Source organism: Variovorax sp. P1_H2, from assembly GCF_056405295.1.
On the sequence record NZ_JBFUCJ010000058.1, the window covers coordinates 1 to 23,857 of the forward strand.

Here is a 23,857-nt window from a genome sequence, read left to right on the forward strand (position 1 = left end):
GCCTTGGGGCGGCCCGGCGCCGGCCTGGCCCCCACGCTCCCCCACTGCGTGTGGGTCGCTGCCCCCCGAGGGGGCCGCAGGCCGCCTTGGGGCGGCCCGGCGCCGGCCTGAGGGCCGGACGCGCGACCGACAATCGCGGCATGTTCCATATCGTCCTGGTCGAGCCCGAGATCCCGCCCAACACCGGCAACGTGATCCGGCTGGCCGCCAACACGGGTTGCACCCTGCACCTGGTCGAACCGCTGGGATTCTCGATGGATGACCGCCTGCTGCGCCGCGCCGGGCTGGACTACCACGAGTACGCCACGCTCTTGCGCCACGCCAATTGGCAGGCACTGCTCGATAGCCAAAAGCCGCCGGCCGACCGGATGTTCGCCCTGACCACGCGCGGCACCCGGCGGGTGCACGACGTGGCCTTCCGCCCCGGCGACTGGCTGGTGTTCGGTTCGGAGACGCGCGGACTGGCGCCCGAACTGCGCGAGCGCTTCGCCGCGCCGCAGCGGCTGCGGCTGCCGATGCGCGAGGGCCAGCGCAGCCTGAACCTGTCGAACGCGGTGGCGGTGACGGTGTTCGAGGCCTGGCGCCAAAACAGCTTCGGCTAGCGAGACCGGCGCAGCCCGGTCCCCCTTCGTGAAACACCGCGGAACTGGCTTTGCCAGGCCGCTGGTGTTGCCCCCGGTAGGGGGTGGGCGGGCTACACGAAGTGAGCCCAACCTGGGGGCGAGCTACTTATACCGGCGGACGACGGATTCGGCAACGCAGGCGGGCTTGGGGGATCCTTCGAGCTCGATGGTCGTTTCCCAGGTCATCTGCAGCCCGTCGTTGGCGATCGGCTCCGAGCTCAGCAGCTTCATGCGGCCACGGACCCGGCCGCCGACCGGCACCGGCGCCATGAAACGCACGCGGTTCAGGCCGTAGTTGACGCCCATGCGCGATTCGGCGACCTCGAAGGCCGCTTCATACAAGCGCGGCAGCAGCGACAGGGTCAGGAAGCCATGGGCGATCGGGCCGCCGAAGGGCCCGGCCTTGGCGCGCTCGACGTCCACATGGATCCATTGATGATCGCCGGTCGCCTCGGCGAACTGGTCGACCTGCGCCTGGGTGATGGTGATCCAGTCGCTCACAGCGACTTCCTGGCCGACGCACGCGGCAAGATCCTGAAGGGTCTGGAAGGTCTTTTTCATCGCCTCACTTTAGCGGCGCCCCGGCACCGCTCCTGTCCACGCCGGGACATCGCGGCTCGGGGTAAACACGGGCTCAGGCTCAGACCGGCGCCGGGCCGCCCCAAGGCGGTCTGCGCCCCCTCGGGGGGCAGCGAGTACACGAAGTGACGAGCGTGGGGGCCTCTCAGGCTTCCAGCCAATGGATGATCGGCTGCCATTGGTCGAGGTCGCGCTGTACGCGCCCGGGCGCAATGTCGAACAGCGTCAGCCCGCGGGCCGCCAACTGGACGTAGATCTGCGTGTCGCGCAATTCGCCGAGCACCGGCACTTCGAGGCCGGAGACGAACTCGTGCAGTCGGTCCGCGGCCAGCGTGCGGGCGTCCACGCGCATGCCCACCAGCCCGATCCGGGTCTTGCCGGCATGGCGGTTGGCGAGCAGCTTGTCGAGGAAATCGCGGGTCGCGTAGATATCGAAGATGCTCGGCTGCAGGGGCACCAGCACCATGTCGGCCAATGCCAGCGCCTCCTTGAGCCGCGATCCGTGCAGCCCGGCCGGGGTGTCGATGACCGCATGGGTGGTGCCGCGTGGCGGCTTCACCACGCTGCCGTCCTCGGTCGCCTCCCAGCTGAGGATGGTTCGCGCCTGCGGCGGCCGCAGCCCGAGCCAGAGCCGCGACGACTGCTGGCGATCGATGTCGCCCAGCAGCACCGGATAGCCGCGGCTGGCGTAATAACCCGCGATGTGGGTGGCGAGCGTGGATTTTCCGACGCCGCCCTTGGGATTGGCGACCACGACTACCGGCATTCAAGACTCCGACAGGCTGAACAAGAGCGTCATGGTAGCCGCCTGCGGAGTGCGCTAATGTTCGCGCCATGTCGAGCCCACCCAACAACAACAGTTCGTCGCGCATCTACGTGATTGCCGCTCATCCGCATTGGCGCGAATCGCGCGTCAACCTCCGGCTGCTGAAAGCCGCGCAGGCCACGCCGGGCGTCGACGTCAACGACCTCTACGACACCTACCCCGACTACGCGATCGACGTCCGGGCCGAGCAGGCCCGCCTGGCCCGCGCCGACCTGCTGGTGCTGCTGCATCCGATCCAGTGGTATTCGATGCCGGCACTGCAGAAGCTCTGGATCGACGAAGTGCTCGACTACGGCTGGGCCTACGGCACCGGCGGCCGGGCGCTGGAAGGCAAGGACTGCTGGCTGGTGGCGACCACCGGCGGACCCGAGGGCAGCTACCACCCGCAAAGCTACAACCGCTATTTCTTCGACGCCTTCCTGCCGCCCTACGAGCAGACGGCGGCGCTGTGCGGCATGCGCTTCCTGCCGCCACTCCTGTTCCACGGCGCTCGCAGCGCCACGACGGCCGAGCTGAGCGCCCACGTCGAGGTCTTCACGGAGCGGCTCCAGAGCTACCCCGACTGGCCCGAGCTCGAGGAACTGAACGCCTGCATCAGCTGCCCGGTGCCCGAGACCGACCGGCCGACCAGCCACGAGGAAGCCTGAGCATGGAACACGCACCAGTCTGGCTGGTCAATTCGCTGATCTATCTGGGCGCCGCTGTGCTCGTGGTGCCGCTGTCGAAGGCGCTCGGGCTGGGCGCGATCATCGGCTATCTGGTGGCCGGCATCGCCATCGGGCCCTGGGGCCTGGGCCTGGTCACCAACGTCGAGGACATCCTGCATTTCGCCGAGTTCGGCGTCGTGCTGATGCTATTCCTGGTCGGCCTCGAGCTCGAGCCCAAGCGGCTCTGGAGCCTGCGGCGGCCGATCTTCGGCTGGGGCTCGGCCCAGGTGCTGGGCTGCGCCGCGGTGCTATTCGCGGTCGGCTGCGCGGCGGGCGCCGACTGGCGCGTGTCGCTGGTGGCGGCGCTCGGGCTGGCGCTGTCGTCGACCGCGATCGCGCTGCAGGTGTTCGCCGAGCGCAACCTGCTGCTGACGCCGAGCGGCCAGGCCGGCTTCTCGATCCTGCTGTTCCAGGACGTCGCGGCGATTCCGATCCTGGCGCTGCTGCCGCTGCTGGCGGTCGGCCCCGACTCCGGGCCGGACTTGAGCGGATGGGACCGCACGCTCGAGGGCCTGAAGATCGTCGGCGTGGTGGCCGCCATCGTGGTCGGCGGCCGGCTGGCCCTGCGGCCGCTGCTGCGCTGGATCGCGCGCAGCAACACGCCCGAGATCTTCACCGCCACCTCGCTGCTGCTGGTGGTCGCGATCGCCGCGCTGATGCAGTTCATCGGCCTCTCGATGGCGCTCGGTGCCTTCCTCGCCGGCGTGCTGCTGGCGGAGAGCGAATACCGGCGCGAGCTCGAGACCGACATCGAGCCCTTCAAGGGCTTGCTGCTGGGCCTGTTCTTCATCGCGGTCGGCATGAGCATCGATTTCGGCGTGCTGATCGAGCACCCCGCGCTCATGGCGCTGGTGGTGATGTCCTTCCTGGCGGTCAAGTTCGTCGTCATCTACGCGCTGGCCAAGGCCATGCAGGTGCCCTATCAGCAGCGGCCGGTGTTCACGCTGCTGCTGGCGCAGGGCGGCGAATTCGCCTTCGTGGTCTTCCAGGCCGCCGGGCCCGACGTGCTGCCGCACGCCGTGGCCTCCTTCCTGATCGCCGCGGTGGCGCTGTCGATGCTGGTCTCGCCGCTGCTGCTGGTGGCGATCGACAGGTGGGTGCTGCCACGCTACAGCGCCCACAAGCCGACCACGATGGAAGAGATCTCCGAGCAGCAGGACGCCAAGGTGGTGATCTGCGGCTTCGGGCGCTACGGCCAGATCATCGGCCGGATGCTGAGCGCTCAGGGCGTGAAGATCACGGTGCTGGACCACGACCCGGACACCATCGAGGCGCTGCGCGAATTCGGCATCCCGGTCTTCTACGGCGACGCGACGCGGCTGGACCTGCTGCGCACCGCAGGCGCCGGCAGCGCCGAGGTGCTGGTGATCGCGGTCGACGACATGGAGCAATCGCTGCAGATCGTCGACCTGGCGCAGAAGCACTTCACGCAGGCCAAGCTGGTCGTGCGGGCGCGCAACGTCAACCACCTCTACCAGCTGCTCGACCGCAAGGTGGAATTCGTCGAGCGGGAGATGTTCGAATCCTCGCTGCGCAGCGCCCGCTCGGTGCTCGAGGCGATCGGCTGGCCGGCGCACGAGGCGCGCGAGGATGCGATGCGCTTCCGGCGCCGCAACATCGAGCTGATGTACGAGACCTACCCGCACTACAAGGGCGACCGCGCCAAGCTGATCGCGGTGGCGAAGAAAGGCCGCCAGCAGTTCCAGGAGCAGATGGCGCGCGAGCGCGAGGAACGGCGCCAGCGCAACGGCGGCGCCTGGGACCGGGAGGATTGAGCCCCCACGCTCCCCCACTGCGTGTGGGTCGCTGCCCCCCGAGGGGGCCGCAGGCCGCCTTGGGGCGGCCCGGCGCCGGCCTGACTGAGCCCCCACGCTCCCCCACTGCGTGTGGGTCGCTGCCCCCCGAGGGGGCCGCAGGCCGCCTTGGGGCGGCCCGGCGCCGGCCTGACTGAGCCCCCACGCTCCGTCACTTCGTGTACTCGCTGCCCCCCGAGGGGGAGTCAGCAGGCCGCCCGTCAGCGCGAAGCGCTGACTTCGCCGCGCGGGCGGCCCGGCGCCGGCCTGAGTCCGCCCGCGCCTTACTGATCGAGTTTGAGCAGCCGCACCGCATTGCCCTTGAGGATCCCCGGCATCACCTCGGGCTTGAAGCCGGCGTCCTCGAAGTCCTTGAGCCAGCGGTCGGGCGTGATCAGCGGGTAGTCGCTGGCGAACAGCACGCGGTCTTTCAGCAGGGTGTTGGCGTACTGCACCAGTTGCTTCGGGAAATACTTCGGGCTCCAGCCGGAGAGGTCGATCCAGACATTGGGCTTGTGGGTCGCGACGCTGAGCGCCTCGTCCTGCCAGGGGAAGCTCGGGTGCGCCATGACGATCTGCATGTCGGGGAAGTCGATCGCGACGTCGTCCAAATGCATCGGGTTGCTGTACTCGAGCCGCAGGCCGCCGCCGCAGCGCATGCCCGAGCCGATGCCGCTGTGGCCGGTATGGAACACGGCCGGCAGGCCATGCTCGGCGATCACCTCGTAGATCGGCCAGGCCATCTTGTCGTAGGGGTGGTAGCCCTGCACCGTGGGATGGAACTTGAAACCCTTGACGCCGTGTTCTTCGATCAGCCGGCGGGCCTCCCGCGCGCCCATCTTGCCCTTGTGCGGATCGATGCTGGCGAAGGCGATCATGATGTCGGAGTTCTTCTGCGCAGCCTCGGCGATTTCCTCGTTGGGAATCCGGCGCCGGCCCATGTTCGACTCGGCATCGACCATGAACATCACCAGGCCGATCTTGCGCTCGCGGTAGTAGTCGATGCTTTCCTGGATGGTCGGGCGACGGCCCGACTTGAAGTACTTGTCGGCGGCGCGGTCGTACGCCTCGCCGTAGTTGTCGAAGGGGTTCCAGCAGCTCACCTCGGCGTGCGTGTGGGTGTCGATCGCGATGAGGTTCCGATGATCCATGGCCTGTCTCCAAACGGTTAGGGTAAGTCCTAGGGCCGCACACCATCATGCGGCTTGAATTGGTTATCTTTCATAACCATAATCGATCGTACTCCGGAATGCAATCATGACCCACCCCGACCTCCACCTCGAACTCCAGGACGACATCGCCGTCATTCGCCTCACCCGGGGCGCCAAGCGCAATGCGCTGTCCGACGCGCTGATCCTGGCGCTGCGCGACGCCTTCGAAAAACTGCCCTCCTCGGTGCGTGCCGCGGTGATCGACGGCGAGGGCCCGCACTTCTGCGCCGGCCTCGACCTGTCGGAGCTCCAGGAGCGCGACGCCGGACAGGGGCTGCAGCATTCGCGCATGTGGCACGCGGCGCTCGACCTCGTGCAATACGGCCCGGTGCCGGTGATCGCGGCGCTGCACGGCGCGGTGGTCGGCGGCGGGCTCGAGCTGGCCAGCGCCTGCCATATCCGGGTGGCCGACAGCACGACCTTCTATGCGCTGCCCGAGGGCTCGCGCGGCATCTTCGTCGGCGGCGGCGGCTCGGTGCGCATCCCGAAGCTGATCGGCGCCGCCCGCATGACCGACATGATGATGACCGGCCGGGTCTACAACGCCGAGGACGGCGAACGCGCCGGCTTCGCGCAGTACCTGGTGGCCGAGGGCAGCGCCTTCGACAAGGCCCTCGAACTGGCCAGGCGGGTCGCGACCAATGCCCCGCTGACCAACTACGCGCTGATGCACGCGCTGCCGCGCATCGCCGAGCAGCCGGCCGACCATGGCTTCTTCACCGAGGCGCTGATGGCCGGCATCGCGCAGAGCGCGCCCGAGGCCAAGGAACGCGTGCGCGCCTTCCTCGAGGGCAAGGCCGCCAAGGTGCAGAAGAACTGAGACAGAACCCAAGGATCCCATGCAAGCCCATCGCCCCACGGCCCTCACGCCGCGCTACCGTCCCGTGACCTTCGGCGTGCGCCGCGTCGTCGTGCGCGAAGGCGCGGCGGGCGTGCGCTACATCGAAGCCGCCGAGCCCCTCAAGGACTATGCCGAGCGCATCACCGACCGCCTGATGCACTGGGCCGAGGCGGCGCCCGACCGCAGCTTCATGGCGCGGCGCGAGCAACTGGCCGACGGCAGCACCGGCGAATGGAAGCACCTGAGCTATGCCCAGGCGCTGCAGGACGCGCGTCGCATCGGGCAAGCCCTGCTGAATCGCGGCCTCGACGCCGAACGGCCGGTCATGATCCTGAGCGAGAACAGCCTGGAGCACGCGAAGCTGGCACTCGCCTGCATCTACGCCGGTATTCCTTACTGCCCGGCGTCGCCGGCCTACTCGATCGTCAGCCAGGACTACGAGAAGCTGCGCCACATCGTCGAAACGCTCACGCCCGGCCTGGTGTTCGCGAGCGACGCCGCGCGCTTCGGCCGCGCCATCGCCGCGGTCGTGCCGGCCGACGTGGAGGTCGTGCTCCATCGCGGCCACGGCGGCACGGAGGACAAGGGAACACCCTCGCCCGATCTCGCGGGCCGCGCGATCACCGCCTTCGACAGCCTGCTCGCCACGCCCGCCACGCATGCGGTCGACGCCGCCATGCGGGCCACGGGGCCGGACACGATCACCAAGTTCCTGTTCACCTCGGGCTCGACCAAGATGCCCAAGGCGGTCATCAACACGCAGCGGATGTGGTGCGCCAACCAGGTGCAGATCGCGCAGTCGATGCCCTCGCTGGCCGAGGAGCCCCCGGTGCTGGTCGACTGGCTGCCGTGGAACCACACCTTCGGCAGCAACCACAACGTCGGCATCACGATCTACCACGGCGGCACGCTCTACATCGACGACGGCAAGCCGACGCCGGCCGGCATGGCGGAAACCCTGCGCAACCTGCGCGAGATCGCGCCCACCGTCTACTTCAACGTGCCGACCGGCTTCGAGGCGATCGCGCACGCCATGCAGACCGACGCCCAGCTGCGCAAGACCCTGCTGTCGCGGGTGCGCATGTTCTTCTATTCCGGCGCGGCGCTCGCGCAGCCGGTGTGGGACCTGCTGCACCAGATCCAGGAAGCGGAGATCGGCGAGCGCATCGTGATGGCGACCGGCCTCGGCATGACCGAGTCGGGCCCGTCGGCGATGTTCATCAACAGCCCCGACGTGCGCGCCGGCGACGTCGGCGTGCCGACGCCGGGCATGACGCTCAAGCTGATCGAGGTCGACGGCAAGGTCGAAGTGCGCTATCGCGGCCCGAACATCACGCCGGGCTACTGGCGCGCCCCCGAAGCGACGCGCGAGGCCTTCGACGAAGAGGGCTTCCTGTGCACCGGCGACGCCGTCAAATGGATCGACGAGGAGGACATCCACCGCGGCCTGCGCTTCGACGGCCGCATCGCCGAAGACTTCAAGCTCGCCACCGGCACTTTCGTGAGCGTCGGCCCGCTGCGCGCGAAGATCATCACCGCCGGCGCGCCGCACGTGCAGGACGCGGTGCTGACCGGCATCAACCTGAAGGAAGTCGGCGCGCTGATCTTCCCGACCCCGGCAATCCGCACGCTGGCCGGCCTGGCCGCCGATGCGCCGCTGCAGCAGGTGGTCGAAAGCGCCCCGGTGCAGGCCTGGCTCCAGCAGTTGCTCGACACCCTCTCGGCCGCCAGCACCGGCAGCGCCAACCGCATCGCGCGGGCCCACCTGGTGTCCGAGGCGCCGTCGATCGACAAGGGCGAAGTGACCGACAAGGGCTCGATCAACCAGCGCGCCGTGCTCAAGCACCGCGCCGCGCTGGTCGAAGCCCTGCATGCCGGGACGCTGCCCTTCACCCTCAAGCCCCGATAGACCCGACAGACCACAAGGAGACATGCCATGAACATCCAGGGACAAGCCGCACTCGTGACCGGCGGCGCATCCGGCCTCGGCGAAGCCACCGCGCGCGAACTCGCGCGCCTCGGCGCCAAGGTCGCGGTGCTCGACGTCAATTCGCAGCTGGCCGAGAAGGTGGCGGCCGAGATCGGCGGCGTCGCCTGCATCTGCGACATCACCAACACCGACAGCGTCGCCGCCGCGCTCGACAAGGCCGAAGCCGCGCACGGCCCGGCCCGCATCCTGATGAACGTTGCCGGCATCGGCAGCGCCAAGCGGATCGTCGGCAAGGACGGCAGCGCAGCGCCGCTCGAGGACTTCGTGCGCGTGGTCAACGTCAACCTGGTCGGCGCCTACAACATCAGCCGCCTCTATGCCGCGCGCTGCGCCGCACTGGCACCACTGGACGGCGGCGAGCGCGGCGTGATGATGTTCACCGCCTCGGTCGCGGCCTTCGACGGCCAGGTCGGCCAGCAGGCCTACAGCGCCTCGAAGGGCGGCCTGGTGGGCATGACGCTGCCGATGGCGCGCGACCTCGCGCAGCACGGCATCCGCGTCTGCACCATCGCGCCGGGCCTGTTCGCGACGCCGCTGCTGAAGACGCTGCCCGAGCCGATCCAGCAATCGCTGGCGGCCTCGATCCCGTTCCCGCCGCGCCTCGGCGATCCCTCGGAGTTCGCCGCGCTGGCCTGCCACATCGTCACCAACGGCCACCTCAACGGCGAGGTGATCCGCCTCGACGGCGCCTTGCGAATGGCCCCGCGCTGAGCCCACCGCCCCTGTTCCCGTTCGCCCCACCTGGAGACAAATCCCATGAAGACCAAATCAACCCTGCTCGCCGCCGCTCTGGCGCTCGGCCTCTTCGGCACCGCCCATGCCGACCTCACCGTCGGCGTGGTGCTGCCGCTCACCGGGCCGGCTTCCGGCCTCGGCATCCCGGTCAAGAACCAGATCGCGCTGTGGCCGAAGAGCATCGCGGGCGAAAACCTCAAGGTCGTGGTGCTGGACGACGCCACCGACCCGACCACCGGCGTCAAGGACACCCAGCGCCTGGTGACCGAGGACAAGGTCGACGTCATCATCGGCTCGGCGGCGACCCCGGTCGCGATCCCGATGGCCGACGTGGCGGCGGAATCGGGCACGGTGCAGCTCGCCGCCTCGCCGGCCGGCCTGCCGCCCGGCAAGGACAAATGGACCTTCCGGCTGCCGCAATCGAACGACGTCATGGCCTATGCCGTGGTCCAGCACATGAAGGCGCAGAAGGTCAAGACCATCGGCTTCCTGGGCTACACCGACGCCTACGGCGAACTGTGGCTCAAGGCGCTCACCGCCGAGGCCGAGAAGAACGGCATGAAGATCGTCGCCACCGAGCGCTTCGGCCGGGCCGACACCAGCGTCACCGCCCAGGTGCTCAAGCTGACCTCGGCCAACCCCGACGCCCTCCTGATCGTCGCCTCCGGCAGCGGCGCGGGCATGCCGCAGAAGGCCGTGATGGAGCGCGGCTTCAAGGGCAAGGTCTACCAGACGCACGCCGCCGCCACGCAAGACCTGATGCGCACCGCCGGCAAGGACGCCGAAGGCACCTTCGTCGTCTCGGGCCCGGCCACGGTCGCCGAGCAACTTCCCGAGACCCACCCGTCGAAGAAGGCCGCGGTGGCGTTCGTGCAGCAGTACGAGAAGACCTACGGCCCCGGCTCGCGCAACCAGTTCGCCGGCCACGGCGCCGATGCGCTCACCGTGCTCGAGAAGGCGGTGCCGATCGCGCTCAAGAAGGGCAAGCCCGGCACCCCCGAGTTCCGGGCGGCGCTGCGCGACGCGATGGAGACCATGGGCCGCACGGTGCTCGCGCACGGCGTGCTCGAGTGGACGCCGCAGAACCACTGGGGCTACACCAACGAGACCGGCGTGATGCTGAAGGTCGTCAACGGCCAGTTCAAGGTCGAAGAGCAGTAACTCGCCCCGAAAACGGAGAACGCGCGCCGCGAAGCCCTCATGGAACTCTCTATCGCCAGCATCCTGACGCTGGACGGACTCACGAACGGGGCGATCTATGCACTGCTGGGCATGGGCATCGTGCTCGTGTTCACGGTCACCCGCGTCATCTTCATTCCCCAGGGCGAGTTCGTCGCCTATGGGGCCCTCACGCTGGCGATCTTCCAGACCGGCCAGGTCCCCGGCACGGTCTGGCTGCTGCTGATCCTCGCGGGCGTCGCGGCCCTGATGGAGCTGGCGACCACCTGGCGCCATCGCGGCCGCGCGGCACCCGCGCTGATGGCCGCGGCACGCACCTTCGTCGTGCCGGCCGTGGTCTGCGCCATCTCCGCCTGGGCCGCGCCGCGCCACCTGCCGCTGATGGTGCAGGCGCTGCTGACCCTGTGCATCGTCACGGCCTACGGCCCGCTGGTCTATCGCGTGGCCTACCAGTCGCTCGCCGGTGCCAGCTCGCTGGTGCTGCTGATCGTCTCGGTCGGCGTGCACTTCGCGATGACCGGGCTGGGCCTGCTGTTCTTCGGCGCCGAGGGCTTTCGCAACCCGTCGTTCTGGGACGACCGCTTCGCGCTCGGACCGCTCAACATCAACGGCCAGACGCTGATCATCTTCGTCGCCTCGGCGGCGCTGATCGTCGCGTTGTGGCTCTATTTCGAGCGCACGCTGTACGGCAAGGCGCTGCGCGCCACGGCGGTCAACCGCCTCGGCGCGCGGCTGATGGGCATCTCGACCCAGGCGGCCGGGCAGCGCACCTTCGCGATGGCGGCGCTGATCGGCGCGCTGTCGGGCCTGCTGATCGGCCCGACCACCACGATCTTCTACGACTCCGGCTTCCTGATCGGCCTCAAGGGCTTCGTCGCCGGCGTCATCGGCGGCCTGGCGAGCTATCCCGCAGCGCTGTTCGGCGCCCTCGCGGTCGGACTGATCGAGTCCTTCGGTTCGTTCTGGGCCAGCTCGTTCAAGGAGGTGATCGTGTTCACGATCATCCTGCCGGTGCTGCTGTGGCGCTCGCTCGCCAGCGGCCATTCGGACGAGGAGCATTGACATGGACGCCACCTTGAACACTCCGATGGCCGCGCGGCCCGCGAAGAGCCGGCTGCGCAGCTGGAGCCCGCTCGCGCTGGTCGCCGTGCTCGCCGCCCTGCCGCTGCTGCCGCTGCCCGACTTCTGGATCATCCAGCTCAACTACATCGGCATCTACACGCTGCCGGTGCTGGGCCTCGTGCTGCTCACCGGCGTCGGCGGGCTGACCTCCTTCGGCCAGGCCGCGTTCGTCGGCATCGGCGCCTACACCACGGCCTACCTGAGCGTGAACTTCGGCCTTTCGCCCTGGCTCACCCTGTTCATCGGGCTGGCGCTGACCGGCCTCAGCGCCGCCATCATCGGCGGCATCACGCTGCGCATGTCGGGCCACTACCTGCCGCTGGCCACCATCGCCTGGGCACTGTCGCTCTACTACCTGATGGGCAACCTCGAGGCGCTGGGCAAGTACGACGGCATCCTGGGCGTCAAGGGACTGAACCTGTTCGGCCTCGAAGTCGGCCAGCAGCGGGTCTTCTATGCGGTGGTCTGGACCTTCGCGCTGCTCGCCTGCTTCGCGGTGATCCGGCTGCTCGATTCGCGCAGCGGCCGCGCCATCCGTTCGCTCGCGGGCGGTTCGCAGATGGCCGAGGCGATGGGCGTGAACACGCTGCGCTTCAAGGTCGGCATCTTCGTGCTGGCCGCGCTGCTCGCCTCGCTGTCGGGCTGGCTCTTCGCGCACTTCCAGCGCACCGTGAACCCCTCGCCCTTCGGCCTCAAGATGGGCATCGAGTACCTGTTCATGGCGGTGCTCGGCGGCGTGGCCCACGTCTGGGGCGCGATCGCCGGTGCCGGCATCGTCAAGCTCCTCGAGGACCAGCTGCAGGTGCTGCTGCCCAAGCTGATCGGCACCAGCGGCAGCTACGAGCTGATCGTCTTCGGCATCCTGATCGTGCTGGTGCTCAAGTACCTGCCCGACGGCCTGTGGGATTTCATCGACCGGCGGCTGCCGCGGCCGCAACGCGCCGTCGACTGGCGCGATGCGCCGGACCTGCCGGCGCGCGCCAAGCCGGCCGCCGGCGAGGTGGTGCTCGACGTGCAGGCGATCCGCAAGACCTTCGGCGGCCTGGTGGCGGTGAACGACATCAGTTTCCAGACCCGCGCCGGCCAGGTGGTCGGCCTGATCGGCCCCAACGGCGCGGGCAAGTCGACCACCTTCAATCTCGTGACCGGGGTGCTGGGCCTGACCAGCGGCCAGGTGCGCTTCCGCGGCGAGGCGATCGGCGGGCTGTCCTCGCGCGCCATCGCCCAGCGCGGCGTCTCGCGGACCTTCCAGCACGTCAAGATGGTGCCCGACATGACGGTGCTCGAGAACGTCGCCCTGGGCGCCCACCTGCGCGGGCGCAAGGGTGCGCTGGCCGCGATGCTGCACATCGACCGCGTCGAGGAGCGAGAGCTGCTGCGGGAGGCCGAGCGCCAGCTGCAGCGTGTCGGCATGGGCGAGTGGATGCACGAGCTCGCCGGCAACCTGGCGATGGGCCAGCAGCGCCTGCTGGAGATCGCGCGCGCCCTGTGCGCCGACCCGGCCCTGCTGCTGCTCGACGAGCCGGCCGCCGGCCTGCGCCACAAGGAGAAGCAGGCCCTCGCCGACGTGCTGCGCAGCCTGCGCGCCTCGGGCATGAGCATCTTGCTGGTCGAGCACGACATGGGGCTGGTGATGGACATCTGCGACCACATCGTGGTGATGGAATTCGGCACCCACCTGATGGAAGGCACGCCGGCCGAAGTGCAGCAGAGCCCGAAGGTGCGCGCCGCCTATCTGGGAACGGAACATTGACATGAGCACACCGCTTTTGCGTATCCACGACCTGCGTGCCGGCTACGGCCGCGCCGAGGTGCTGCACGGCATCGACCTGCAAGCGGGCGAGGGCAGCGTCGTGACCGTGATCGGCCCGAACGGGGCCGGCAAGTCGACCCTGCTCAACGCGCTGATGGGCGTGCTGCCCGCCAAGGGAACGATCGAATTCCGCGGCCGGCCGATCGGCGACCTGTCGCTCGAGGAGCGCGTGATGCTCGGCATCGCCCTGGTGCCCGAGAAGCGCGAGCTGTTCGCCACCATGCCGGTGGAAGACAACCTGGTGCTCGGCGCGTTCCGGCAGGTGCGGCTGCGCAATCGCGATTGGCGCGACCAGATCGAGCAGGTCTATGCCCTCTTCCCCCGCCTCAAGGAGCGCCGGCTGCAACTGGCCGGCACGCTGTCGGGCGGCGAGCGCCAGATGCTGGCCGTCGGCCGGGCGCTGATGTCGCGGCCGACGCTGCTGATGCTCGACGAGCCGAGCCTGGGGCTCGCACCGCTGGTGGTGCAGGAGATCTTCCGCACCGTGAGCGCGCTGCGCGCCACCGGCGTGACCATCCTGCTGGTCGAGCAGAACGCACGCGCGGCGCTCGAAGTCGCCGACCACGGCTACGTGCTCGAGATGGGCAGCGTCAGCGCCGAGGGCGAGGCAAAGCAGCTTGCGGGCGATTCGCGGGTGATCGATACCTACCTGGGCGCGGCCCGGGCCTGAGCGGAAGACGACATGAAGATGAACGCAAGGGATTTCTCGCTCGGCGCCGTGGCGCTGGCTGCCGCCGCCCTGCTCGCGGCCTGTGCCGGCGCGGGCCGCACGGGTGGGTCGACGCCGCAACTCGCTCCAGCCCGACCCGGCGCGCTGCTGTCGTGCAACGACCTGGCCGCGAAGGCGGCGCAGTCGGGCACGGTGTATGCCAATGTTGTGTCGGTGCCCGCGGGCCCGGTCACGATCGGCAATGCCAGCATGCCGGCACCGGCCCACTGCCTGGTCCAGGGTCGCATGAACGAGCGCGTCAGCCCGGTCGACGGCAAGGCCTATGCGATCGGCTTCGAGATGCGGCTTCCCGTGGAATGGAACGGCCGCTTCTTCTACCAGGCCAATGGCGGCCTCGACGGCGTGGTCGTACCGGCCGTCGGCGGCATCGGCGGCGGTGCACCGGTGACCAGCGCCTTGCAGATGGGCTTCGCTGTCATCAGTTCGGATGCCGGCCATGCCGGCTCGCTCGGTCCCACTTTCGGCATCGATCCGCAGGCCCGTCTCGACTACGGCTACAACGCGGTCGCGCAGCTCACGCCGATGGCCAAGAACCTGATCGCCAAAGCCTACGGCCGCGGCCCCGACAGGTCGTACTTCGGCGGCTGCTCGAACGGCGGCCGGCATGCGATGGTGGCCGCGGCGCGCTCGCCCGGCCAGTACGACGGCATCCTGGCGGGCAACCCCGGCTACAACCTGCCGCGCGCCGCCGTGGCGCAGCTCTACGGCGCACAGCAGTACGCGAAGGTCGCAAGTGCAACCACGCCTGCAGGCCTGCCCGAGCTCCAGAGCGCCTTCACGCCGGCCGAGCTCAAGCGGGTGTCCGATCGCGTGCTCGCTCGCTGCGATGCGCTCGACGGCCTCACCGACGGCATCGTGTCCGACGTCAAAGCCTGCAAGGCCCGCTTCGACCTGCAGCGCGACGTGCCGACGTGCACCGGCGCCCGCGACGGCCAATGCCTGACGGCGCCGCAGAAGACCGCGCTCGCCAACGTCTTCGCCGGCGCACGCAACAGCGCGGGCAAGCCGATCTACAGCAGCTTCCCGTATGACGCCGGGATCGGCGGCAGCAACTGGCGCGAATGGAAGTTCGGCAGCTCGCAGACCCGCGACCCCGGCGCCGTGGGCTTCATCTTCACATCGCCTCCGCTGGCCGGCCGGCCCGGCGGCCTCGCTTTCGCGCTCGGCTTCGACATCGACCGGGACGCGCCGCTGATCGACGCCACCGATGGCGTCTACCGCGATTCGGCGATGGCCTTCATGGCGCCGCCCGACGCGACGAAACTGGCCGCGCTGCGCGATCGCGGCGCCAAGCTGATCGTCTACCACGGCACCAGCGATCCGGTGTTCTCGTCCGACGACACGGCCGCCTGGTACGAGCGCCTGCAAGATGCGAACGGCGGCGACGCCTCGCGCTTCGCGCGCTACTTCCCGGTGCCGGGCATGAACCATTGCGCGGGAGGCCCTGCCACCGACCAATTCGACATGCTGAGCGCGCTGGTGGCTTGGGTCGAGCAGGGCCAGGCGCCGGAGTCCGTGGTCGCCAGCGCGCGCGGCCCGGGCGCAGCGAGCGTCAACGCCGAAGTGCCGGCCAACTGGTCGGCACGGCGCACGCGCCCGCTGTGCCCCTCTCCGAAAGTCGCGGTCTACACCGGTGGCGATACCGAAAGCGCCGCCAGCTTCGCCTGCCGCGCACCTTGAATTTCCTTCGATGAACTACCAGCCCCGCCCCGACGACGTCCGCTTCGTGTTGAACACGGTGCTCGGCGCCACGCCGCGCCTGCGCGCCCTGCCCCCCTTCGCCGAGGTCGACGAGGCACTGCAGTCCCAGGTGCTCGACGAGGCCGGCAAGTTCGTCGCCGAAGTGATCGCTCCGTTGAATCGGGCAGGCGACGAGATCGGCTGCCGCTTCGCCGACGGCGAAGTCGTCACGCCGCCGGGCTTCCGCGAGGCCTACCGGGCCCTCGTCGACGGCGGCTGGCCGTCGCTCTCGGCGGCGCCCGAGGACGGCGGCCAGGGCCTGCCCGCCGTGCTCGAGGCGGTGCTCTTCGAATGGCTCAGCGCCGCCAACCACGGGCTCACGATGGCGCCGGGCCTGCTGCACGGCGCCTACGAGTGCCTCAAGCACCACGGCAGCGAGGATCTCAAACAACGCTACCTGTCGAAGATCGCCACCGGCGAATGGCTGGCCACGATGTGCCTGACCGAAGCCCAGGCCGGCAGCGACCTGGGCCAGGTGCGCACCCGCGCCGTGGCGCAGGCCGACGGCAGCTTCCGCGTCGCCGGCGGCAAGATCTTCATCTCGGGCGGCGAGCACGACCTGAGCGACAACATCGTGCACCTGGTGCTGTGCCGGATGCCCGACGCGCCGGCCGGCCCCAAGGGCCTGTCGCTGGTGCTGGTGCCGAAAGTGCTGCCCGACGGCGCGCGCAACGCGGTGCACTGCGAGCGCATCGAGGAGAAGATGGGCCTGCACGGCAGCTCGACCTGCGTGATGCGCTTCGACGACGCCACCGGCTGGCTGATCGGCGAGCCGAACCGCGGGCTGGCGGCGATGTTCGTGATGATGAACGCGGCCCGCCTGCATGTGGCGCTGCAGGGCATCGGCCTGCTCGATGCCGCCTGGCAGAAGGCCGACGCCTATGCGCACGAGCGCCGCCAGATGCGTGCCCCGGGCCCGGCGCCGGCCAGCCGCGGGGCCGAGGCTGCCGACCTGGTGGCCGAGCATCCGGCGATCCGCCGCATCCTCGACACCCAGCGGGCCTGGATCGACGGCGCGCGGCTGATCGCCTACCGCACGGCGATCCAGCTCGACGTGGCACGCCACGACGACGATGCGAAATCGCGCGAGCGCGCGCAGCGCTGGTGCGCACTGGTCACGCCGGTGCTCAAGGCCGCCTGCACGCAGCAGGCCTTCCACGGCGCCAGCGACTGCCTGCAGGTCTTCGGCGGCCACGGCTACGTGCGCGAGTGGGGCATCGAACAGGTGGTGCGCGATTCGCGCGTCACGATGATCTACGAGGGCACCAACGAGATCCAGGCGATCGATCTGCTGGTGCGCAAGGTGCTGGCCGACGGCGGCACCGGCATGTCGGCACTCCTGATCGAACTGCGCGACGAACTCGACGCAGGGCGCGAGATCGATGCCGACGTGCAGCGCCGGCTGGCGCAGCTGCGCTACCTCACGACCACGCTCGCGATGGCTGCGACGGCCGATCCGGCGCTGCCTTACGAGGTGGCCGACGACTACCTGCGGGTGGTGATGATCGCGCTGCTGGCCTGGGCCTGGGCGCGGATCGGACGCGCAGCCGGGCCGGAGGCACGCTGGAGCGCGCCCGAGGCGGCCTTCCGCCGTTGGGTGCTGCCCGAGTTCGAGCTGCGGCTCGGCATCGTCAAGCGGGCCTGCGAAGCCGTCGGCACGCGTCAACCCATGGCCTGAGCAACGCCGGGCGGTTACGCTTGCGCCCATGGCCCTTCCTCGAAAGAAAACCACCTCGACTGCCAGCGCAGCAGCGGCGCGCAGCGATCATCTCGACACCCGGGTGCTTGAAACCTTCGTCGGCTACAACGCGCGCCGCGCCTGGCTGATCGTCAGCCAGGTGTTCGCCGAGCGGATGGCGGCCTACGGGCTCAAGCAGGTCGATTTCTCGGTGCTGTCGCTGCTGGCGCACAACCCCGGAGCGACCTCGCGCCAGCTTTGCTCCACGCTCGACATCCTGCCGCCGAACCTGGTGAGCCTGATCGCCGCGATGGACGGCCGCGGCCTGATCGAGCGGCGCCCGCATCCCCACGACGGCCGCGCCATCGGCCTCTACCTGACGCCCGCCGGCGAACAGCTGGTGCGAGAGGCCGAGCAAACCGTCATGGAGCTGGAGATGGACTGCAGCGCCCGACTCACGCCGCGCGAGCGCGAGACGCTGATCCGCCTGCTGCAGAAGGTCTACCAGTAGCAGCTGCGCCGGCCCTGGCGGGCACCCCGAGGCGCGCCAGCGAGCGGAAATCGGGAGCCGGTACCGATGCCGCCGAAGCGGCGCATCACCAGAACTTCCACCAGGGCGCCGGCGCGCGCGAAGCGGCGGGCGCCAGGATCTGCAGGCCCGAATCGCGGATGCGGCGGCGCTGCTCGGCCTCGAGTGCCTGCGCCATGCGGTGGGCAAGCTGGTCGCCCCGCATCGCGCGCACGCGCCATTCGGTCGCCAGGCTCTGGAGCTCCTGGTCCTGCAGGGTGGCGGGCGAGGTCGACGGCTCGGTGGTCATGCCGAAATTCTGCCCATCGCGCGCGGCCGCGGCAATCGTAGAGCTTTGCATTACATGCTCTCGGCCGCAGCGACTTCGGCTCTCAGGCCGGCGCCGGGCCGCTCCCAAGGCGGCCTGCGCCCCCTCGGGGGGCAGCGACACACGCAGTGAGGAGCGTGGGGGCCTCTCAGGCCATGAAACCGTCCCAGCTGAGCTTCAGCCCGGTCAGCAGCATGCCGAGGTAGACGAAGCGATAGAACCAGACCGGATCGATGCGGCGCGCGATGCGAATGCCCACCCAGACGCCCACGGGCGCGATCGGCAGCAGCAGCAGAGAGGTCGCCATGTTGCGCCAGTCCAGCAGCCCCAGCCAGGCATAGGGCACCCATTTGCTCAGATTCACGACGAAGAAGAAATAGGCCATCGTCGCCGTGTAGGCCACCGGCGTGAGCCGCAGCGGAATCACGTAGGCATTAACCGGCGGCCCTCCGGCATGCGCGATGAAGCTGGTGAAGCCGCTGAGGGTGGTCAGCACCGCGCCGCCCAGCTTCGATGGCATCGGATCGTCCGGGCGCGGCGGGAACAGCAGTCGCTGGGCCAGGAACAGCAGCGTGAAGACGCCGACGATGCCCGCCACCGTGTGCGCCGGCAGCGCCTTGAAGAGGACGGCCCCGATCAGCGTGCCCAGCAGGCCGCACGGAATCAGGAAGCGCAGGAGCCGAGGGTCGAAGTCGCGGCGGAAGGCCGCCAGGCCCAGCAGGTCCATCAGCAGCAGCACCGGCATCAGGAGGGCGGCCGCCTGCGGCACCGTGACCACCAGCGCCATGAAAGGGACCGCGAGGGAGCCGAAGCTGGCGCCGAAGCCGCTCTTGCTGACCCCGAGCAACAGCACGGCCGGAACGGCGACCGCATAGAAATGCGGATCGGTGACGAGGGGAAGATTCAAGACGAGAGCAGAAATGCGGGTGCGCGAGCGCTACATTGTCCTCGCAACACCGGAACGACCACCATGAAGATCCTCGACGCCGACCAGACCCGCAGCCAGCTCGGCTTCGACACCCTCGTCCCGGCCCTTCGCGAGGCTTTCGCGAGCGCGGCGACGGTGCCGCCGCGCCACGTCCATGCAGTCTCGGCCGGCGCCGACCAGGGCACCGTGCTGATCATGCCGGCCTGGAGCGAGGCCGGCTTCCTCGGCATCAAGACGATCAATATCTTTCCGGGCAACAGCGCGCGCGGGCTGCCCGGACTGCATGCGACCTATGTGCTCTACGACGCCCACACCGGCGTGCCGCTGGCGCTGCTCGACGGCAACGAGATCACGGCCCACCGGACCGCCGCCGCTTCCGCGCTGGGCGCTGCCTTTCTCGCCCGCGAGGACGCCACCAGGCTGCTGGTGCTGGGCACCGGGCGGGTGGCGCGCCTGCTGCCCGCAGCCCATGCGAGCGTGCGGCCGATCGGCGAAGTCAGGGTCTGGAACCATCGGCCCGAGGGCGCCCGCGCGCTGGCCGAGGCATGGCGCCGGGCCGGCTGGAACGCCGAGCCGGTCGAGGCGCTCGACGCCGCGGTGCGCGAGGCCGACATCGTCTGCTGCGCAACGCTCGCGACTGCGCCGCTGGTCCGCGGCGAGTGGCTGGCGCCGGGCTCGCACCTGGACCTGATCGGCAGCTTCACGCCGGCGATGAAAGAGGCCGATGCGGCCTGCTTCGCCGGCGCCCGCGTGTACGTCGATACCGACGAGGCGCCGACCAAGGCCGGCGACCTGATCGACGCCATCGCGTCCGGCGCCGTGTCGCTGGAGACGATCCAGGGCACCTTGGCGCAGCTCTGCAGGCAGGAGCGGCAGGGTCGCCGCTGCGCCGGCGAGCGCACGGTCTTCAAGGCCGTCGGCAGCGCGCTCGAGGACCTCGCAGCCGCCGTGCGCGTGTGGCGTGGCGCGCAAGCACGGACTTGAGCTTCAGACGCGCTCGAGGATCAGCGCGATGCCCTGGCCGACGCCGATGCACATGGTGCACAGCGCATAGCGCCCGCCCTGCTTGTGCAGCTGGTTGATGGCAGTGGTGGCGAGCCGCGCGCCGCTGGCGCCCAGCGGGTGGCCCAGCGCGATCGCGCCGCCGTTGATGTTGACTCTCGCGTCGTCGTCCTTGAGGCCGAGCAGGCGCAGCACGGCCAGGCCCTGCGCGGCGAAGGCCTCGTTGAGCTCGATGACGTCGATCTGGTCTAGCTTCAGGCCGGTGAGCTGCAGCACCTTCTGGGTCGCCGGTGCCGGACCGATGCCCATGATGCGCGGCGCCACGCCGGCGGTCGCCATGCCGACCACGCGGGCGCGCGGCGTCAGGCCGTGCTTCGCCGCGCTGGCCTCGTCGGCCAGCAGCAGCGCCACCGCGCCGTCGTTGACGCCGCTGGCATTGCCGGCGGTCACGCTGCCGTCGGGACGCACCACGCCCTTGAGCTTGGCCAGCGCCTCCAGACTGGTCTCGCGCGGATGCTCGTCCTTGCCGACGATGACCGGGTCGCCCTTCTTCTGGGCCACGCTCACCGGCACGATCTCGGCATCGAAGAAGCCCGACTTCTGCGCCGCCACGGCGCGCTGCTGCGAAGCCAGCGCCATCTTGTCCTGCGCCTCGCGCTCGATCTTGTAGTCGGTGGCGACGTTCTCGGCGGTCTCGGGCATCGAGTCGACGCCGTACTGCGCCTTCATGAGCTTGTTGACGAAGCGCCAGCCGATGGTGGTGTCGTAGACCGCGTTGTTGCGGCTGAAGGCGCTTTCGGCCTTGGGCATCACGAAGGGCGCGCGGCTCATGCTCTCGACGCCGCCGGCGATCATCAGGCCGGCCTCGCCGGCCTTGATCGCGCGTGCCGCGGTGCCGACCGCATCGAGGCCCGAACCGCACAGGCGGTTGATGGTGCCGCCGCCGACCTCGATCGGCAGCCCGGCCAGCAGTGCCGCCATGCGTGCGACGTTGCGGTTGTCCTCGCCGGCCTGGTTGGCGCAGCCATAGAGCACGTCGCCGACCGCCTGCCAGTCGACCTTCTTGTTGCGCGCCATCAGCGCCTTGAGCGGCACCGCGCCGAGGTCGTCGGTGCGCACGCTGGAAAGGGCGCCGCCGTAGCGGCCGAAGGGGGTGCGAATCGCGTCGCAGATGAAGGCTTGTTGACTCATGGTGTGTCTCCCCAGTGGGTTCAGAGGGCGATCGGCAGGCCGACCAGTTCTTCGAGTTCCGCGTGGCCGAGGCCATCGACCTTGTCGACCAGCTTCAGGCCCGCGGGCGTGCATTCGAGCGTAGCAAGGTCGGAGTAGACCCGCTTCACGCAGCCGAGGCCGGTCAGCGGATAGCTGCACTGCGCGACGATCTTGCTCTCGCCCTTCTTGGTCAGCAGGTCCATCATGACCCAGGTCTGGCGGGCGCCGATGGCGAGGTCCATGGCCCCCCCGACCGCCGGAATCGCGCCCTCTTCGCCGGTGCTCCAGTTGGCGAGGTCGCCGGTGGCCGAGACCTGGAAGGCGCCCAGCACGCAGATGTCGAGGTGGCCGCCGCGCATCATCGCGAAGCTGTCGGCATGGTGGAAGAAGGCACCGCCGGGCAGCAGCGTGACCGGCTGCTTGCCGGCGTTGATCAGGTCGAAGTCCTCGTGGCCGGCGGCCGGTGCCGGCCCCATGCCGAGGATGCCGTTCTCGCTGTGCAGGATGACCTCGCGGCCGGCCGGCAGGTGGTTCGCGACCAGTGTCGGCTGGCCGATGCCGAGGTTGACGACGGCGCCGTCGAAGATGTCCTGGGCGACCCGGGCGGCGAGCTGGTCCTTGGTGCGACGTTGGTAGGTCATGGTCATGCGGCCTTTCTGAAGCCGCCGGCCTCGGTGGCGACGCGCTCGATCTTGACGATCTTGTTGACGAAGATGCCCGGCGTGACGATGTGCTCGGGATCCATCGCGCCGAGCTCGACGATCTCGTGCACCGTGGCGATGGTGCGACCCGCGGCCATCGCCATCACCGGGCCGAAGTTGCGCGCCGCCTTGCGGTAGACCAGGTTGCCCCAGCGGTCGCCCTGCTCGGCCTTGATCAGCGCGACGTCGCCGCGGATCGGGTACTCCAGCACGTAGGGCTTGCCGTCGATCTCGCGCGTCTCGCGGCCGCCCGCCAGCTGCGTGCCGTAGCCGGTCGGGCAGAAGAAGGCGCCGATGCCGGCGCCGGCCGCACGGATGCGCTCGGCCAGGTTGCCCTGCGGCACCAGCTCGAGCTCGATCTTGCCGGCGCGATAGAGGCCGTCGAAGACCTGGCTGTCGGCTTGGCGCGGAAAGCTGCAGATGATCTTGCGCACGCGGCCCGCCTTGAGCAGCGCCGCCAGGCCGGTCTCGCCGTTGCCCGCGTTGTTGTTGACCACCGTGAGGTCCTTGGCGCCCTGCGCGATCAGGCCGTCGATCAGCTCATTGGGAATACCGGCGGTGCCGAAGCCGCCGATCAGCACCGTGGCGCCGTCGGGGATGCCGGTCAGGGCGTCGGCGACCGAGCGCGCGATCTTGTCGATCATGGAATCTGTCTCCGGGATGGAAGAGAAGTCGAACAGCCGGCGATCGAATGGGCCCGAGCGCCAGCCAAGTTGTTCGTATATCGAACAACTGTTCGTATAATGAATTCTAAAGAAAACCACCTCCCATGGCAACCCAGCAATCAACAGCCGCCCCGCCGGCACCCGGCGACAGCTACGTGCAATCCTTCGCGCGCGGCCTGCAGGTGATCCGCTCCTTCAGCGCCGGCGCGCCGCGCCAGACGCTCAGCGAGGTGGCGGCCGCCACCGGACTCACGCGGGCCGGCGCGCGCCGCATCCTGCTCACGCTGCAGACGCTGGGCTACGTGGCGAGCGACGGCAAGCTCTTCGCGCTCACGCCGCGAATCCTCGACCTCGGCTTCGCCTACCTGTCGTCGATGCCGATCTGGAACCGCGCCGAGCCGGTGATGGAGGCGCTGGTGCAGCAGGTGCAGGAGTCGTGTTCCGCGGCGGTGCTGGACGCCACCGACATCGTCTACGTGATGCGGGTGCCGACCCACAAGATCATGCGCATCAGCCTGGGGGTCGGCTCGCGGCTGCCGGCCTTCTGCACCTCGATGGGCCGGCTGCTGCTGGCCGACCTCGACGAAGAGGAAGTTCGGGCCCGGCTCGAAGCCTCGGCGCGCGACGCCTTCACCAAGCACACGGTGACCGACATCGACGCCCTGCTGGCCAAAGTGGCGCAGGCGCGGCGACAGGGCTGGTGCCTGGTCAACCAGGAGCTGGAGGAAGGGCTGATCTCGATCGCGGCACCGATCGTGGATCGCGCGGGCCGTACCGTGGCCGCGCTCAACATCAGCGGCCAGGCCAACCGGACCAGCGCCAGGGTGATGCAGGACAGCATGCTGCCGGCCCTGCTGGCGGCGGCGCGGGAGATTTCACGGCTGCTGTGAAGCGGCGGTGATCACCTTGCCACCACCACGACGACTCCCCCATCGCGTCACGACGC

General features: G+C 69.5%; 23 protein-coding genes. 15 read left to right on the forward strand and 8 right to left on the reverse strand.

Going from position 1 to position 23,857, the window contains the following annotated elements; all coding sequences use genetic code 11:
* The first annotated feature begins 140 nt into the window (after positions 1-140).
* A complete protein-coding gene (locus tag AC1D2E_RS19660; RefSeq protein WP_478172269.1) occupies positions 141-602 on the forward strand; it encodes a tRNA (cytidine(34)-2'-O)-methyltransferase in 462 nt (153 codons plus the stop codon).
* Positions 603-725: 123 nt separating this feature from the next.
* Here the strand turns inward: AC1D2E_RS19660 and AC1D2E_RS19665 are convergent, their stop codons facing one another.
* Complete coding sequence (locus AC1D2E_RS19665; RefSeq protein ID WP_478198949.1) at positions 726-1,184, reverse strand: MaoC family dehydratase; 459 nt, start codon at positions 1,182-1,184, stop codon at positions 726-728.
* Between the two features lie 163 nt (positions 1,185-1,347).
* The gene (locus tag AC1D2E_RS19670; protein WP_478198950.1) at positions 1,348-1,968 is read right to left on the reverse strand and encodes a ParA family protein; all 621 of its coding nucleotides are present in this window, start codon (positions 1,966-1,968) and stop codon (positions 1,348-1,350) included.
* A gap of 68 nt (positions 1,969-2,036) precedes the next feature.
* Here AC1D2E_RS19670 and kefF point away from each other — a divergent pair, with 68 nt between their 5' ends.
* Entirely contained in the window at positions 2,037-2,675 is a 639-nt protein-coding gene (kefF, locus tag AC1D2E_RS19675; protein ID WP_478198951.1) for a glutathione-regulated potassium-efflux system oxidoreductase KefF, read from the forward strand.
* A gap of 2 nt (positions 2,676-2,677) precedes the next feature.
* Positions 2,678-4,510, forward strand: coding sequence for a glutathione-regulated potassium-efflux system protein KefC (gene kefC, locus AC1D2E_RS19680; RefSeq protein ID WP_478198952.1), 1,833 nt, complete (start codon positions 2,678-2,680; stop codon positions 4,508-4,510).
* A 302-nt stretch (positions 4,511-4,812) separates the two neighbouring features.
* Here the strand turns inward: kefC and AC1D2E_RS19685 are convergent, their stop codons facing one another.
* Entirely contained in the window at positions 4,813-5,679 is an 867-nt protein-coding gene (locus AC1D2E_RS19685) for an amidohydrolase family protein (protein ID WP_478198953.1), read from the reverse strand.
* A 106-nt stretch (positions 5,680-5,785) separates the two neighbouring features.
* Here AC1D2E_RS19685 and AC1D2E_RS19690 point away from each other — a divergent pair, with 106 nt between their 5' ends.
* From AC1D2E_RS19690 to AC1D2E_RS19735, 10 genes are read left to right on the forward strand one after another with little or no spacing between them, the layout of a single operon-like run.
* Positions 5,786-6,559 carry a crotonase/enoyl-CoA hydratase family protein gene (locus AC1D2E_RS19690; protein ID WP_478198954.1) on the forward strand — a complete coding sequence of 258 codons (774 nt, stop codon included), beginning with the start codon at positions 5,786-5,788 and terminating at the stop codon, positions 6,557-6,559.
* Positions 6,560-6,578: 19 nt separating this feature from the next.
* On the forward strand, positions 6,579-8,489 hold the full coding sequence (locus tag AC1D2E_RS19695; protein WP_478198955.1) for a feruloyl-CoA synthase: 1,911 nt from the start codon (positions 6,579-6,581) through the stop codon (positions 8,487-8,489).
* Positions 8,490-8,516: 27 nt separating this feature from the next.
* Positions 8,517-9,281, forward strand: coding sequence for an SDR family NAD(P)-dependent oxidoreductase (locus AC1D2E_RS19700; RefSeq protein ID WP_478198956.1), 765 nt, complete (start codon positions 8,517-8,519; stop codon positions 9,279-9,281).
* A 45-nt stretch (positions 9,282-9,326) separates the two neighbouring features.
* Complete coding sequence (locus AC1D2E_RS19705; protein WP_478198957.1) at positions 9,327-10,466, forward strand: ABC transporter substrate-binding protein; 1,140 nt, start codon at positions 9,327-9,329, stop codon at positions 10,464-10,466.
* Between the two features lie 39 nt (positions 10,467-10,505).
* Positions 10,506-11,546 (forward strand): branched-chain amino acid ABC transporter permease, encoded by a 1,041-nt coding sequence (locus AC1D2E_RS19710; RefSeq protein ID WP_478198958.1) that lies wholly within the window; start codon positions 10,506-10,508, stop codon positions 11,544-11,546.
* Between the two features lies 1 nt (position 11,547).
* The gene (locus AC1D2E_RS19715) at positions 11,548-13,359 is read left to right on the forward strand and encodes a branched-chain amino acid ABC transporter ATP-binding protein/permease (RefSeq protein WP_478198959.1); all 1,812 of its coding nucleotides are present in this window, start codon (positions 11,548-11,550) and stop codon (positions 13,357-13,359) included.
* A gap of 1 nt (position 13,360) precedes the next feature.
* Positions 13,361-14,089, forward strand: a complete 729-nt coding sequence (locus AC1D2E_RS19720) for an ABC transporter ATP-binding protein (RefSeq protein ID WP_478198960.1) — start codon at positions 13,361-13,363, stop codon at positions 14,087-14,089.
* A gap of 12 nt (positions 14,090-14,101) precedes the next feature.
* The gene (locus tag AC1D2E_RS19725) at positions 14,102-15,829 is read left to right on the forward strand and encodes a tannase/feruloyl esterase family alpha/beta hydrolase (protein ID WP_478198961.1); all 1,728 of its coding nucleotides are present in this window, start codon (positions 14,102-14,104) and stop codon (positions 15,827-15,829) included.
* Between the two features lie 10 nt (positions 15,830-15,839).
* A complete protein-coding gene (locus AC1D2E_RS19730) occupies positions 15,840-17,567 on the forward strand; it encodes an acyl-CoA dehydrogenase family protein (RefSeq protein WP_478198962.1) in 1,728 nt (575 codons plus the stop codon).
* A 28-nt stretch (positions 17,568-17,595) separates the two neighbouring features.
* Positions 17,596-18,078 (forward strand): MarR family winged helix-turn-helix transcriptional regulator, encoded by a 483-nt coding sequence (locus AC1D2E_RS19735; protein ID WP_478198963.1) that lies wholly within the window; start codon positions 17,596-17,598, stop codon positions 18,076-18,078.
* Positions 18,079-18,163: 85 nt separating this feature from the next.
* Here the strand turns inward: AC1D2E_RS19735 and AC1D2E_RS19740 are convergent, their stop codons facing one another.
* Positions 18,164-18,436 carry a hypothetical protein gene (locus tag AC1D2E_RS19740; protein ID WP_478198964.1) on the reverse strand — a complete coding sequence of 91 codons (273 nt, stop codon included), beginning with the start codon at positions 18,434-18,436 and terminating at the stop codon, positions 18,164-18,166.
* Between the two features lie 115 nt (positions 18,437-18,551).
* Entirely contained in the window at positions 18,552-19,310 is a 759-nt protein-coding gene (locus AC1D2E_RS19745) for a sulfite exporter TauE/SafE family protein (protein WP_478198965.1), read from the reverse strand.
* 63 nt (positions 19,311-19,373) lie between these two features.
* On the opposite strand from AC1D2E_RS19745, the gene lhpI reads away from it, so the two are divergent.
* Positions 19,374-20,315 carry a bifunctional Delta(1)-pyrroline-2-carboxylate/Delta(1)-piperideine-2-carboxylate reductase gene (lhpI, locus tag AC1D2E_RS19750; protein ID WP_478198966.1) on the forward strand — a complete coding sequence of 314 codons (942 nt, stop codon included), beginning with the start codon at positions 19,374-19,376 and terminating at the stop codon, positions 20,313-20,315.
* 3 nt (positions 20,316-20,318) lie between these two features.
* Here the strand turns inward: lhpI and pcaF are convergent, their stop codons facing one another.
* From pcaF to AC1D2E_RS19765, 3 genes are read right to left on the reverse strand one after another with little or no spacing between them, the layout of a single operon-like run.
* Entirely contained in the window at positions 20,319-21,524 is a 1,206-nt protein-coding gene (gene pcaF, locus AC1D2E_RS19755; RefSeq protein ID WP_478198967.1) for a 3-oxoadipyl-CoA thiolase, read from the reverse strand.
* Between the two features lie 20 nt (positions 21,525-21,544).
* Complete coding sequence (locus AC1D2E_RS19760; RefSeq protein ID WP_478198968.1) at positions 21,545-22,186, reverse strand: 3-oxoacid CoA-transferase subunit B; 642 nt, start codon at positions 22,184-22,186, stop codon at positions 21,545-21,547.
* A gap of 2 nt (positions 22,187-22,188) precedes the next feature.
* On the reverse strand, positions 22,189-22,890 hold the full coding sequence (locus AC1D2E_RS19765; protein ID WP_478198969.1) for a 3-oxoacid CoA-transferase subunit A: 702 nt from the start codon (positions 22,888-22,890) through the stop codon (positions 22,189-22,191).
* A gap of 125 nt (positions 22,891-23,015) precedes the next feature.
* On the opposite strand from AC1D2E_RS19765, the gene AC1D2E_RS19770 reads away from it, so the two are divergent.
* Positions 23,016-23,801 carry an IclR family transcriptional regulator gene (locus AC1D2E_RS19770; protein WP_478198970.1) on the forward strand — a complete coding sequence of 262 codons (786 nt, stop codon included), beginning with the start codon at positions 23,016-23,018 and terminating at the stop codon, positions 23,799-23,801.
* Positions 23,802-23,857: the final 56 nt, after the last annotated feature.

Excerpts from the sequence above, each read along its gene's own strand:
- AC1D2E_RS19660 (WP_478172269.1), top strand. The coding sequence starts at position 141 with ATGTTCCATATCGTCCTGGTCGAGCCCGAGATCCCGCCCAACACCGGC.
- AC1D2E_RS19665 (WP_478198949.1), bottom strand. The coding sequence starts at position 1,184 with ATGAAAAAGACCTTCCAGACCCTTCAGGATCTTGCCGCGTGCGTCGGC.
- AC1D2E_RS19670 (WP_478198950.1), bottom strand. The coding sequence starts at position 1,968 with ATGCCGGTAGTCGTGGTCGCCAATCCCAAGGGCGGCGTCGGAAAATCC.
- kefF (WP_478198951.1), top strand. The coding sequence starts at position 2,037 with ATGTCGAGCCCACCCAACAACAACAGTTCGTCGCGCATCTACGTGATT.
- kefC (WP_478198952.1), top strand. The coding sequence starts at position 2,678 with ATGGAACACGCACCAGTCTGGCTGGTCAATTCGCTGATCTATCTGGGC.
- AC1D2E_RS19685 (WP_478198953.1), bottom strand. The coding sequence starts at position 5,679 with ATGGATCATCGGAACCTCATCGCGATCGACACCCACACGCACGCCGAG.
- AC1D2E_RS19690 (WP_478198954.1), top strand. The coding sequence starts at position 5,786 with ATGACCCACCCCGACCTCCACCTCGAACTCCAGGACGACATCGCCGTC.
- AC1D2E_RS19695 (WP_478198955.1), top strand. The coding sequence starts at position 6,579 with ATGCAAGCCCATCGCCCCACGGCCCTCACGCCGCGCTACCGTCCCGTG.
- AC1D2E_RS19700 (WP_478198956.1), top strand. The coding sequence starts at position 8,517 with ATGAACATCCAGGGACAAGCCGCACTCGTGACCGGCGGCGCATCCGGC.
- AC1D2E_RS19705 (WP_478198957.1), top strand. The coding sequence starts at position 9,327 with ATGAAGACCAAATCAACCCTGCTCGCCGCCGCTCTGGCGCTCGGCCTC.
- AC1D2E_RS19710 (WP_478198958.1), top strand. The coding sequence starts at position 10,506 with ATGGAACTCTCTATCGCCAGCATCCTGACGCTGGACGGACTCACGAAC.
- AC1D2E_RS19715 (WP_478198959.1), top strand. The coding sequence starts at position 11,548 with ATGGACGCCACCTTGAACACTCCGATGGCCGCGCGGCCCGCGAAGAGC.
- AC1D2E_RS19720 (WP_478198960.1), top strand. The coding sequence starts at position 13,361 with ATGAGCACACCGCTTTTGCGTATCCACGACCTGCGTGCCGGCTACGGC.
- AC1D2E_RS19725 (WP_478198961.1), top strand. The coding sequence starts at position 14,102 with ATGAAGATGAACGCAAGGGATTTCTCGCTCGGCGCCGTGGCGCTGGCT.
- AC1D2E_RS19730 (WP_478198962.1), top strand. The coding sequence starts at position 15,840 with ATGAACTACCAGCCCCGCCCCGACGACGTCCGCTTCGTGTTGAACACG.
- AC1D2E_RS19735 (WP_478198963.1), top strand. The coding sequence starts at position 17,596 with ATGGCCCTTCCTCGAAAGAAAACCACCTCGACTGCCAGCGCAGCAGCG.
- AC1D2E_RS19740 (WP_478198964.1), bottom strand. The coding sequence starts at position 18,436 with ATGCAAAGCTCTACGATTGCCGCGGCCGCGCGCGATGGGCAGAATTTC.
- lhpI (WP_478198966.1), top strand. The coding sequence starts at position 19,374 with ATGAAGATCCTCGACGCCGACCAGACCCGCAGCCAGCTCGGCTTCGAC.
- pcaF (WP_478198967.1), bottom strand. The coding sequence starts at position 21,524 with ATGAGTCAACAAGCCTTCATCTGCGACGCGATTCGCACCCCCTTCGGC.
- AC1D2E_RS19760 (WP_478198968.1), bottom strand. The coding sequence starts at position 22,186 with ATGACCTACCAACGTCGCACCAAGGACCAGCTCGCCGCCCGGGTCGCC.
- AC1D2E_RS19765 (WP_478198969.1), bottom strand. The coding sequence starts at position 22,890 with ATGATCGACAAGATCGCGCGCTCGGTCGCCGACGCCCTGACCGGCATC.
- AC1D2E_RS19770 (WP_478198970.1), top strand. The coding sequence starts at position 23,016 with ATGGCAACCCAGCAATCAACAGCCGCCCCGCCGGCACCCGGCGACAGC.